Here is a 10,401-nt window from a genome sequence, read left to right on the forward strand (position 1 = left end):
ATTGCGGATATCAACTATCTGGAGGCAGAAAATACGCTTGATCCTGAGTACACCAGCCGCGGTATCCGCCTTGATATCATCGTAGCGGATGATAAAAACACGCATTATAATCTGGAGATGCAGGTGAAAAACAATAAAAATCCCGATACGGATACCTACGTTCTGCCCAAGCGTTCACGCTATTATCAGGCGCTGCTTGATATTGATTTGCTGCAGAAGGGACAGCCGTATGACCTGCTGCCACCGACATTTATCATTTTTATCTGCGTTTTTGATTTCTTTGAAAAAGGTAATTATGTCTATACCTTTAAGAAGCGTTGTATGGAAAATCTGGAGCTGGAGCTTCCGGATGAAGCGACTACTATGCTGTTGAACACGAAAGGTACGCATGGCGCTATTTCTCAAGACATCAAAAGCTTTTATGATTATGTAAACAACCACATTGTAACTACTGATTTTACCAAGCAGATAGATGATGAAATCAGCTATCTGAAACTCGATACGAAAGTGAGGCGAGAATTTATGCTTATGGAAGCACGTTTGTTAGATGAAAGACGTGAGGGCGAAGCTGTGGGCATTGCCAAAGGCAAGGAAATAGGTCTTGTTGAAGGTGAAGCAAATGCCAATATCGCTACTGCTAAGCGCATGTTGGCCAAGGGCTGCTATTCTCTCGAGGATATTGCGGAGCTTACAAATTTATCTCTCGCTGATGTAGAGAAGCTGAAGGAAGAGCAAGCTGAGCAAGCCTGATACGCACACACAACATTAAAGCAAAAGGCGTTCTACCGCAGTTGGGTAGAACGCCTTTAGTCTTATATGTTCGCCGTACAGCGCAACTTCTTCTTCTCGCGTCAGTTGCGCGTTCGCCGTGAGCGCCATTTCTTCTTCTCGCGTCAACTTTACTTTCTCTTTACAGCACTTCTTCTTGCGTCAATGCAGCGCTGCACCTCTGCCACACAGTCGGCGAGGTGCTTTTTTATTTCCGTTTCCCAGAAGCGCAGCACTATCCAGCCGTTGTCGCGCAGTTCAATGGTGTTTTCAAGGTCACGCTCCACATTACGCCTGATTTTTTCGTGCCAATATTTTACGTTGGTCGTCACATCGTAGCGCTCCAAACTCTTTCCGTGCCAGAATTCGCCGTCACAGAATACTGCGATTTTGTACTTGGTAATGACGATATCCGGATGGCAGCTGCACACCTTATAATTCTTGCAGTAGCGGATGCCTTCGTGCCACAAGGCCTTGCGCAGGAGGATTTCTATTTTGGTGTCCCTGCTGCGGATAGCCTGCATATTTTTATGGCGTTGCTCCTTAGTCAGCTTGTCCATAATTGAATATACTCGCCATCCTTAACTTATTTATAACGAATCTGGAAGTTCAATCTAAAGTAATATCTGCTGAATTCTTTATAAACAACTCCATAATTACCATGGTTGGGACTGGTAGACGGAAACTCTAAATAGCAGTTATTGTACAAATAAGTTTTAAATGCATCCGATTCTAAAGCGTAATGAGCAAGTACATCACCATTATTGCAAACAGTAATGAAACCGCCATTAACATTGCTCTTTCCGTCCCATAAGGTTGATGCCGTCATACCGCAATAAGCAGCGTATAAAAAGTTCTTCACCATATACGGATACTTAATTTCAGGACGTTTTAAACCAGCCGGATTGTCTTGTATTACTCTTTCGACAACCTTGTTTAAGTCTACCTCTGAAAATCCTAAAAAGAAATAATTATAGAGCATGTGCGGAATATAATGTACCCATAGTCATGGACAGTTTGGTAGGTAGTATAGAAAGCGATATGGGCATCCAGAGGAGCAGTTTCTACGCTTGGAAAAAACATCTTTCTCAGCCGTCGGGCAAAGAAAAGCGCCTTTTGAGCAACGTCCTGCTGTTCCAGGAGTACCATTGGAAGTATCCATCGCACGGCTATCGCTGGCTGAACGCCAAGATACGGTTGGACAAAGAGATTGTCCTGTCCGATCCCTATGCCCACAAATGCTGTAGGATTGCGGGAATCAAGAGCAAATCCAAGCACTACAGGTACAAGAAGGCTGGCGATCCAGCGCGGATATTTCCCAACCTGCTCATGTCTGAAATGCAGATCGATGGGCCAATGCAGTGCATCGTGAGTGATATGACCGCTTTTTATGTGAAAGGCATCTACCATGAACTGACTCTTTATATGGATCTATGGAACAATGAGATTGTCAGTCATTCCCTCTCTGCAAAACGCGGTGATCGCATGACTTACATCAGCGGACTGGAAAATCTGATTGAGTGGCAAAAACGGCATCCGGAGCACCAAATGGTTGTTCTCCATTCTGACCAGGGATCGGTCTACGCCTCCAAAGCCTACAACGAGCTATTGCCCATGTACGGCATCACCCGATCCATGTCACGTGCCGGGACCCCCACAGACAATGCCGCTATGGAGTCCATCAATGGATGGATCAAGGCGGAGCTGTTCATGGACTTGCATGTGACCGGCGAGAAACCGGTCAAGGAGGAGGTGGATGACTACATTCTTTTCTTCAATGAACAGAGGCCAGCCTATTCCTTAGGCTACCTGACGCCGAAGCAGTATCGGGAACGTCACACGCCCATCTGCTGATCTCGTCTGCATTATCGATGGCATGGTTTGTCTAACAAGCTTGAAGGATGTCAGAAAAGTTGATGAATCTTGTACATCGATTCGTTTTTTATGCCTGATTTTTTTAGTTTTGTGTCCAATTTTTGTTGACAAGTGCAAGTGACTGCATCTTTGATTGTATGAAGTGATGTATTAGTAATGGCAATAAGAGTGCTAATTGCTGATGATCACGCTCTATTGAGCCAATACGACCCGTTGAATTTGGCGGGTCGTTCAACAGATAGTAGGAGGTTATTATGAAGAAATTTTGTTTTTTGTTTTTGATAATCTGTGGCTTGATGGTTTTCTGCCTTCAGGATTGTCAAGCGCGGCAGAAATTAAATCTTGCTGATCTGGAAAATAAATATAACGCCGTGATTGGTGTTTACGCCGTTGACATGGAGAATGGAAAAAAAATTTGCTACAAACCTGATACGCGTTTTTCCTACTGCTCGACACACAAAGTTTTTACGGCTGCAGAATTGCTAAGACAAAAAAATACCTCCGATTTGAATGAAATTCGTAAGTTTTCGGCGGAAGATATTTTGTCCTACGCGCCAATCACCAAAGACCATGTTGCTGATGGCATGACGCTGGCGGAAATTTGTTCGGCATCGCTCAGGTGGAGTGACAACACGGCGGCAAATTTAATTTTGCAGGAGATCGGCGGCGTGGAAAATTTCAAGGTGGCACTTAAAAATATTGGCGACAAAACTACCAAACCTGCGCGAAATGAACCTGAACTTAATCTTTTCAATCCAAAAGATAATCGTGATACTAGCACGCCGAGACAGATGGTAAAAAATTTGCAAGTCTATATATTCGGCGATATTTTGAGCGACGACAAGAAAAAACTGCTGATTGATTGGATGAGCGACAATTCCATAACCGACACGCTTATCAAGGCAGAAACTCCGCAAGGTTGGAAAGTTATCGACAAGAGCGGTTCAGGCGATTATGGGGCGCGGAATGATATTGCCGTGATTTATCCGCCCAATCGCAAACCCATTGTCATGGCGATAATGTCGCGCCGCACGGAAAAAAATGCAAAATCTGACGACGCTATGATTGCGGAGGCGGCAAAACGAATTTTTGATAATTTAGTATTTTAAAGGGGCTTGATAGCATCGGTATTGCCGATGGGCAGAGAGGGCCATCACGCAAAAATATTTCGCCAAACATTTAGGTCAGTTTACAAGGAACTACACGCAGACCGTGAAACGGGCTGCTGACAACAAACGGCGCTATGCTCCCGGCTGGGTGCATAGCACCTGTTTGTTGCGGGGGTTTCCAAAGGGGGCAGCGCCCCATTTGGCACACGACTTTGCGGAGCAAAGTGTAGTGTGTTATACGCTCTGTCGGCGTTGCCCTGAAAATACCGTTGCCGCCGGGGAGGGCAAGGGCATTTGACGCGGCAGGAAAGCAGGGCTTTGTTTGGGGCTGGTAAGCCGGAAACAAAGGGCTGATTTCAGCAGCAGACAGGGCGTATTATGAAAGCCCCCGTCCCTCGTCCTCCGCCCCCGGCCTATGGGACAAAAAGTCCCAAAGCTCTGGACACCGTGACCAGATGTGTGGCCACACTCCGGGAAAAGTAGCAGGACGGCAGGAAACCGTCAAGGCTGAAATGAATGGGCTGACGCCCGGCCTTGACCGTTCCCCGCCGCCCCGCTGGATGGGTGGACAAGGTGGCCAATCCATAAAAGTGTTTGGCCGCACTCGTTCATTTTGGGGCCTTTCTTCTCCCAAAATTGAAATGGGCGGGAAAGCCCTAAAATGGCTTTCCCGCCTTGATTACCCATTAGCAAAGACGGGCGAGACTGTCAACGGCGGCGCTGAAAGCGCCGTTCATCTTGACCGTTGACTGGCTCGCCTGGCTTTGCTACTGCCCGTAAGAGATGGAAAAACAAGATGGAAAACAAGGTTAAAAATGGTTGACAAGTCTATCGGATGTGTGTTATACTGTGCGACAGTTTGAGATTGGAAGGAGGCTTACGTGTGTTAATTTGTGTACGCTAATAAGCAATAAAAAGTAGAAGTACCTTTCCACATGATGGTGGGCTTTTTTTGCGTGCGTATGCAAAGGAACACGTAGGTTTGACACGAGCAGTCTTTGAACTGTATCGTGGTGTTTTTTCGTGCTTTGTTGTTATGCAGGCGTCTGCCCTCTCTGTGGGACAACGCCTGCTTTTTATTGCAGAAACAAAGGAACAATGCAATAAAAAAGGAGGTTCGCATTATGACCCAAAACAACAATTCATGGAGAAAAACTTATTTTACACTTCTTGCCGGACAAGCAATATCCTTTATTAGCAGCGGTATTTTGCAAATGGCCATTATCTTTTATTTGGTTGCGAAAACTAATTCTGCAATCATATTGACGGCGGCAACACTGATTGGATTTTTGCCGCAAGCCTGTTTAGGCCCGTTTGCAGGTGCTTTTGTTGACCGGCACAGCCGTAAAAGCGTAATGATTGGTGCGGATTTGATAATTGCCGCCGCTGGCGGTATTCTGGCGCTGGTGGCGTTTTACATGGAATTGCCCGTATGGTCTATTATGGTTGTCCTGTTAATCCGAAGTGCGGGAACTGCTTTTCATTCTCCAGCATTCAGCGCAGCAACACCTATGATTGTGCCAAAAGAGGAACTTACAAAATGCGCTGGTTACACGCAGACCATGCAAGCAGTAAGTGCGATTATCAGTCCAGCTGCCGCAGCGTTTTTATATGCTGTTTGGCCTCTTAATGCAATTATATTGTTAGATATTGTGGGTGCAATCCTTGCCTGTGTGACTGTTGCGATTTCGTCCATACCAACGCCTGAACTATGTCCAGAAACGAAAAGACAACAGTTTTTACAGGATATGAAAGAGGGGTATGTGGTATTAAAGCAAAACAGGGGCCTCTTTGCTCTGCTCTGGATTGGTGTAATTTATATGTTCTTTTATATGCCAATCAGTACGCTTTTTCCTCTCATCTGTATGTCATACTTCAAAGGAACACCGGCCCATGCCTCTGCCGCTGAAATTGCTTTTGCGGTTGGTATGCTGCTTGGCGGAGTCATTCTGAGCATTTGGGGCGGTTTTAAGAAACGGCGGTACACCATCGGTCTTTCCGTTCTCCTGATGGGCGTTAGCAATATGCTCTCCGGGCTTTTGCCGCCAGACGCATTTCTTGTCTTTGTTGTGTGCTGTACTGTTATGGGAATTTCCGCTCCATTTTACGGTGTGCAAGATGCGATTTTTCAAGAAACGGTCAAACCAGAATATCTGGGGAGAGTTTTTTCTCTACTGACAAGCGCCGCTTCCCTCGCCATGCCGTTTGGCCTTGTCATTTCCGGGCCTCTGGCGGAGCGGCTGGGAGTTGAGAAATGGTTTGTCATTTGCGGAATTGGCATTATCATCGTTGCGCTTGCCGTATTTTTACTACCCGGTTTGAGAGAGATTGACAATACGCAATAATCAACTGCACCTTTTTCTATTACTAAACAAAATGCCTGGATGGTGGTTCTGAAAAACCAGAACCGCCGTTCAGGCATTTTTTATCTTCGTCCTCTCTGCGGTTTTGGATTCTTCAGCAAGTCGGATTTTTCCGCAATCTTTTTCAGCCACTTCCGTTCTTCTACTGACAGCTTCCTAAAATTCAGCTTGAGCCGTTTGCAGATAAACGCCAAGTACGCTTGTTCCGTGTCGCTGTCCTGGCTGACGATTTCACCAGCAGTTTCCAGCATTTCTTTTAGCGGGTTATCCTCTGGGACGCTGAAAAAATCGTCCTTGTGTGTTTCCCGCAGAGCAAGGGCAATCCCGTTTATGTCCCGTTGTATCACATAGCGGCAAAACTCGTCCTCATCAATATGGGCGGTGATAAGCTGTCTTAACTGCGTATCACTCATGCCAGGATTATGCTTTTTTATAACAGTTGCGCTCATCGTGTCCACTATGGCGTTTGCACCCTGCGCCTGTTTCAGTGCCGTTCCGTTCACATAGATTTCAAGGTCAGCCATCAGCCGGGGGAAATCCGGGTGCGCCGCCAGCTCACACAGCAGGGTATTGTCTATCCTCCCGCTTTTCAGCAGGTCAATCATTTCATCACTCAAACGCAGGTCTGCAAGATCGGCGTTTGGGTGATTTTTCATTTCAGACAGCCCCAGCAGATAATCAGCGGTCACACCGTAAAACTTCGCCAGCCGGATAAGGGCATAGTGGCTGATGTCCTTGAAGTCTTCCGTTTCGTAACTGCCCAGCGCAGACTTGGAAAGCCCGGTCTGCTCCGCAAGCTGCCCCAGCGTCAAGCCACGCTCCACACGTAGGTCTTTTAATCGCTCTTGTATGGATAAAGACATATTCACCCTCCTTGCTAGCTCAACGAAAGAGAAGCCGTTATGCTATGTACTATGCTCATAGCATAACGGCATAGGCATTTACAGTTTTATTTTACCATTTGCTACATCTTCACGAAATTTATCAACAAGCTTCGCTGTCAGCTTGGATTTACCGTAGTGTTCAAGTACAAAAGTACGATAACTTTTTCCATCTACAAGCACATCACTTTTTCTGGTCAACAACCAATTTCCGTTACCTCCTCCCTGTTCTCTAATATTCCAGTCTTTCCCATATCTTTTATAGATTTCATCTTTTTTACCTTGAACAGACATTGATTCGCTTGGAATATAAACAATTTGCATAATAGCTCCTCCTTTATTTTGTGCAAGAAGACCAGAAACCTGAATTTGTCTTTTATCTTTTTTTGATTATATCACAAATCCGAGAGCGTGGAAATAGGGAGTTTTTCAGGCTGATTTCCTACCTCTTGGATATACGGCACAGGCGGTCAAAAAGGTGTAGACTTGGGATAGTTCATCGATGGACAAGCACCTTGGAAACAGAACACGCCAAAGAAAACGGAGGGACGCATGAGCAAAAGACCCTATCAACACCTGCCGCCGCTGGAACACAGGCCGGACGGCTCCCCCTACCGCATAACCCCGCCCCAGAAGAGACGAGCCAGCGGCCTGATACGCCGGGAGTGCTGCAACTGCGAGGACGGAAACTGCCTTGCGCTGGACGATGGCGACACCTGCGCCTGTCCGCAGATGATTTCGTTCTCCGTCTGCTGCAAGTGGTTCCGCTGGGCGGTCTTGCCGCTGGACAGGACGCTGGAAGCGGAGATTTACCGGGACAGGGACTTGAAACGCTGTGCGGAGTGCGGCGGTGTGTTCGTCCCGAAGTCCAACCGGGGCAAATACTGCCCGGACTGCGCCGCCAGAGTTCACAGGCGGCAGAAAACAGAAAGTGAACGGAAAAGGAGGTCTGCTGTGGACAGTTAAGAGCGGGAAAAGCCTTGATTTGCAAGGCTCCGCAAGCCCTCAACCGGGGCGGCTGGTATCATTTATCATTCGCCCCGGAAAACGGGCCTCTAACCGTCCACAAAACACGCTATGACAAACACGATTTATATTCACCAGCCGGAAAAGGCGTTCAGTTTCACCCGGCTCCCCAATTTCCTTTTTGAAGCACCCACATTCCAGCCCTTGAGCAACGAAGCGAAGGTGCTGTATGCCTTTGTCCTGCGCCGGGCGGAGTTGTCCCGGAAGAACGGCTGGGCGGACGAGTACGGGCGGGTCTACCTGTACTACCCCATCTGCGAGGTGGTCGCTTTGCTCCGCTGCGGGCGGCAGAAAGCGGTCAACACCCTGCGGGAGTTGCAGTATGCGGGGCTGGTGGAAATCCAGAAACAGGGCTGTGGAAAACCCAACCGCATTTACCCGAAATCCTATGAAGCGGTTCCAAACACCGACTTCAAGAAATCCGGTTATGGTACGCCGGAGGGCTGAAAACCGTACTTGGCGAGTACGAAAATCAATCCTCTTGAAGTACGGAAATCTGACGGTATATAGAAATACAGAGATTAAAACCATCTATTTACATTCATTCCATTCCAATCCTATCAGAGATATTTTCGGCGGGAAAACCCGCCGGAAAGGAATGGAATGGGGAAAGGAGTTCAATGGCACAACACGCAATTTTGCGATTTGAGAAGCACAAGGGCCACCCGGCGGGGCCGCTGGAAGCCCACCATGAACGGAAAAAGGAGCAGTACGCCAGCAACCCGGACATTGACACCAGCCGGAGCAAGTACAATTTCCACATCGTCAAGCCGGATGGCCGCTACTACCATTTCATTCAGAGCCGCATCGAGCAGGCCAGATGCCGCACCCGCAAGGACAGCACTCGGTTTGTGGACACGCTGATTACCGCCAGCCCGGAGTTTTTCAAGGGCAAGTCCCCAAAGGAGATAGCGGCCTACTTCCAGAGGGCGGCGGACTTCCTCATTGACCGGGTGGGCCGGGAGAACATCGTTTCGGCTATGGTACACATGGATGAAAAAACGCCCCATCTGCACTTGGTCTTTGTGCCGCTGACAAAGGACAACCGCCTGTGCGCCAAAGAAATTATCGGCAACCGGGCCAATCTGACGAAGTGGCAGGACGATTTTCACGCCTGTATGGTGGAGCAGTACCCCGACCTGGAGCGTGGGGAAAGCGCCAGCAAGACGGGCCGGAAGCATATCCCCACCCGGCTGTTCAAACAGGCGGTCAACCTCTCCAAACAGGCGAGGGCCATTGAAGCGGTTCTCTCCGGCATTACCCCGCTGAACGCCGGAAAGAAGAAAGAGGAAGCCCTCTCCATGCTGAAAAAGTGGTTTCCGCAGATGGAGAACTTCTCCGGGCAACTGAAAAAATACAAGGTCACAATCAATGACTTGTTAGCGGAAAATGAAAAGCTGGAAGTCAGGGCAAAGGCCAGCGAAAAAGGCAAGATGAATGACACGATGGAACGGGCGAAGTTAAAAAGCGAACTGGACGATATGCGGCGGCTGGTTGACCGTATCCCGCCGGAGATTTTAGCGGAACTGAAACGGCAACAGCGGCAGCATGGAAAGGAAAGGTGATCTTATAAGTAATATCAGATACAAAAAGGAAATCGAAATCGTGACTTTTCAGGGAAAGGAAATCACACTGGAAAATCTCTCCCCGGTGTTCACGCCGGAACAGGAAGCAGCCAAACGCCGGGAACTGGAACAGCAGCTTTATGAGGTGTTCCGCAAGTACGCCGACAAGCGGGAGAGTGAGGAAGCCGGGACATAAGGTTTTCCAAACCCATCATTGATTTGCGGGGCTGCTGGCGGTATAATAGAACTGTCAGCAGCTCCGTTTCTTTTTTAAGAAAAGGAGCGACAATATGAACAATCGGATAGACGCAATCTATGCAAGACAATCGGTAGACAAAAAGGACAGCATTTCCATTGAAAGCCAGATTGAATTTTGCAAATACGAGTTGAAAGGCGGTAACTGCAAGGAATACACAGACAAAGGGTACAGCGGCAAGAACACAGACCGTCCGAAGTTTCAAGAACTGGTGCGGGACATCAAGCGGGGCTTGATTGCAAAGGTCGTGGTTTACAAGCTCGACCGTATCAGCCGTTCCATTCTGGACTTTGCCAACATGATGGAGCTGTTCCAGCAGTACAATGTGGAGTTTGTGTCCTCTACGGAAAAGTTTGATACCTCCACGCCGATGGGACGGGCCATGCTGAATATCTGTATCGTGTTCGCCCAGCTTGAACGGGAAACGATACAGAAGCGGGTGACGGACGCTTACTACTCCCGCAGTCAGCGGGGCTTTAAGATGGGCGGGAAAGCCCCTTACGGCTTCCATACGGAGCCTATCAAGATGGACGGTATCAACACAAAGAAGCTGGTGGT

At 48.0% G+C, this 10,401-nt stretch carries 14 protein-coding genes; 10 read left to right on the forward strand and 4 right to left on the reverse strand.

Going from position 1 to position 10,401, the window contains the following annotated elements; all coding sequences use genetic code 11:
• On the forward strand, window positions 1-750 hold a 750-nt coding region (locus tag HMPREF9443_RS09230), incomplete at its 5' end, for an Rpn family recombination-promoting nuclease/putative transposase (RefSeq protein ID WP_009146337.1).
• A 149-nt stretch (window positions 751-899) separates the two neighbouring features.
• Here the strand turns inward: HMPREF9443_RS09230 and HMPREF9443_RS09235 are convergent.
• Window positions 900-1,328, reverse strand: coding sequence for a very short patch repair endonuclease (locus HMPREF9443_RS09235; RefSeq protein WP_009146339.1), 429 nt, complete (start codon window positions 1,326-1,328; stop codon window positions 900-902).
• A 26-nt stretch (window positions 1,329-1,354) separates the two neighbouring features.
• The gene (locus tag HMPREF9443_RS10625; protein ID WP_009146340.1) at window positions 1,355-1,750 is read right to left on the reverse strand and encodes an HpaII family restriction endonuclease; all 396 of its coding nucleotides are present in this window, start codon (window positions 1,748-1,750) and stop codon (window positions 1,355-1,357) included.
• A 26-nt stretch (window positions 1,751-1,776) separates the two neighbouring features.
• On the opposite strand from HMPREF9443_RS10625, the gene HMPREF9443_RS09240 reads away from it, so the two are divergent.
• The 4 genes from HMPREF9443_RS09240 (at window position 1,777) to HMPREF9443_RS09255 (ending at window position 6,097) form a co-directional block, all read left to right on the forward strand.
• The gene (locus tag HMPREF9443_RS09240) at window positions 1,777-2,622 is read left to right on the forward strand and encodes an IS3 family transposase (protein WP_009146341.1); all 846 of its coding nucleotides are present in this window, start codon (window positions 1,777-1,779) and stop codon (window positions 2,620-2,622) included.
• 275 nt (window positions 2,623-2,897) lie between these two features.
• Window positions 2,898-3,752, forward strand: coding sequence for an extended-spectrum class A beta-lactamase ACI-1 (locus HMPREF9443_RS09245; protein ID WP_006555379.1), 855 nt, complete (start codon window positions 2,898-2,900; stop codon window positions 3,750-3,752).
• A gap of 455 nt (window positions 3,753-4,207) precedes the next feature.
• The gene (locus HMPREF9443_RS11075; protein WP_009146344.1) at window positions 4,208-4,501 is read left to right on the forward strand and encodes a hypothetical protein; all 294 of its coding nucleotides are present in this window, start codon (window positions 4,208-4,210) and stop codon (window positions 4,499-4,501) included.
• A gap of 375 nt (window positions 4,502-4,876) precedes the next feature.
• Window positions 4,877-6,097 (forward strand): MFS transporter, encoded by a 1,221-nt coding sequence (locus HMPREF9443_RS09255; RefSeq protein ID WP_002575857.1) that lies wholly within the window; start codon window positions 4,877-4,879, stop codon window positions 6,095-6,097.
• Window positions 6,098-6,177: 80 nt separating this feature from the next.
• On the opposite strand, the gene HMPREF9443_RS09260 is transcribed toward HMPREF9443_RS09255, so the two are convergent.
• A complete protein-coding gene (locus tag HMPREF9443_RS09260) occupies window positions 6,178-6,978 on the reverse strand; it encodes a helix-turn-helix domain-containing protein (protein WP_002575858.1) in 801 nt (266 codons plus the stop codon).
• Between the two features lie 78 nt (window positions 6,979-7,056).
• Window positions 7,057-7,320 carry a hypothetical protein gene (locus HMPREF9443_RS09265; protein WP_002575859.1) on the reverse strand — a complete coding sequence of 88 codons (264 nt, stop codon included), beginning with the start codon at window positions 7,318-7,320 and terminating at the stop codon, window positions 7,057-7,059.
• Window positions 7,321-7,548: 228 nt separating this feature from the next.
• Here HMPREF9443_RS09265 and HMPREF9443_RS09270 point away from each other — a divergent pair, with 228 nt between their 5' ends.
• From HMPREF9443_RS09270 to HMPREF9443_RS11080, 5 genes are all read left to right on the forward strand, one after another.
• On the forward strand, window positions 7,549-7,962 hold the full coding sequence (locus tag HMPREF9443_RS09270; protein WP_002575860.1) for a cysteine-rich VLP domain-containing protein: 414 nt from the start codon (window positions 7,549-7,551) through the stop codon (window positions 7,960-7,962).
• 111 nt (window positions 7,963-8,073) lie between these two features.
• A complete protein-coding gene (locus HMPREF9443_RS09275) occupies window positions 8,074-8,469 on the forward strand; it encodes a replication initiator protein A (RefSeq protein WP_002575861.1) in 396 nt (131 codons plus the stop codon).
• A 173-nt stretch (window positions 8,470-8,642) separates the two neighbouring features.
• The gene (mobV, locus tag HMPREF9443_RS09280) at window positions 8,643-9,587 is read left to right on the forward strand and encodes a MobV family relaxase (protein WP_002575862.1); all 945 of its coding nucleotides are present in this window, start codon (window positions 8,643-8,645) and stop codon (window positions 9,585-9,587) included.
• Window positions 9,571-9,783 carry a hypothetical protein gene (locus tag HMPREF9443_RS09285; protein WP_002584948.1) on the forward strand — a complete coding sequence of 71 codons (213 nt, stop codon included), beginning with the start codon at window positions 9,571-9,573 and terminating at the stop codon, window positions 9,781-9,783. Before mobV ends, HMPREF9443_RS09285 begins: the two co-directional genes overlap by 17 nt.
• A gap of 94 nt (window positions 9,784-9,877) precedes the next feature.
• The coding region (locus HMPREF9443_RS11080) for a recombinase family protein (RefSeq protein WP_009146346.1) at window positions 9,878-10,401 on the forward strand (524 nt) is incomplete at its 3' end.

This window comes from Phascolarctobacterium succinatutens YIT 12067, assembly GCF_000188175.1.
GTDB lineage: Bacteria > Bacillota > Negativicutes > Acidaminococcales > Acidaminococcaceae > Phascolarctobacterium_A > Phascolarctobacterium_A succinatutens.

Coding starts and splice junctions, on each gene's coding strand:
- HMPREF9443_RS10625 (WP_009146340.1), bottom strand. CDS start 1,750: ATGCTCTATAATTATTTCTTTTTAGGATTTTCAGAGGTAGACTTAAAC.
- HMPREF9443_RS09255 (WP_002575857.1), top strand. CDS start 4,877: ATGACCCAAAACAACAATTCATGGAGAAAAACTTATTTTACACTTCTT.
- HMPREF9443_RS09240 (WP_009146341.1), top strand. CDS start 1,777: ATGGACAGTTTGGTAGGTAGTATAGAAAGCGATATGGGCATCCAGAGG.
- HMPREF9443_RS09270 (WP_002575860.1), top strand. CDS start 7,549: ATGAGCAAAAGACCCTATCAACACCTGCCGCCGCTGGAACACAGGCCG.
- HMPREF9443_RS09260 (WP_002575858.1), bottom strand. CDS start 6,978: ATGTCTTTATCCATACAAGAGCGATTAAAAGACCTACGTGTGGAGCGT.
- HMPREF9443_RS09285 (WP_002584948.1), top strand. CDS start 9,571: ATGGAAAGGAAAGGTGATCTTATAAGTAATATCAGATACAAAAAGGAA.
- HMPREF9443_RS09275 (WP_002575861.1), top strand. CDS start 8,074: ATGACAAACACGATTTATATTCACCAGCCGGAAAAGGCGTTCAGTTTC.
- HMPREF9443_RS09235 (WP_009146339.1), bottom strand. CDS start 1,328: ATGGACAAGCTGACTAAGGAGCAACGCCATAAAAATATGCAGGCTATC.
- HMPREF9443_RS11075 (WP_009146344.1), top strand. CDS start 4,208: ATGTGTGGCCACACTCCGGGAAAAGTAGCAGGACGGCAGGAAACCGTC.
- HMPREF9443_RS09245 (WP_006555379.1), top strand. CDS start 2,898: ATGAAGAAATTTTGTTTTTTGTTTTTGATAATCTGTGGCTTGATGGTT.
- mobV (WP_002575862.1), top strand. CDS start 8,643: ATGGCACAACACGCAATTTTGCGATTTGAGAAGCACAAGGGCCACCCG.
- HMPREF9443_RS09265 (WP_002575859.1), bottom strand. CDS start 7,320: ATGCAAATTGTTTATATTCCAAGCGAATCAATGTCTGTTCAAGGTAAA.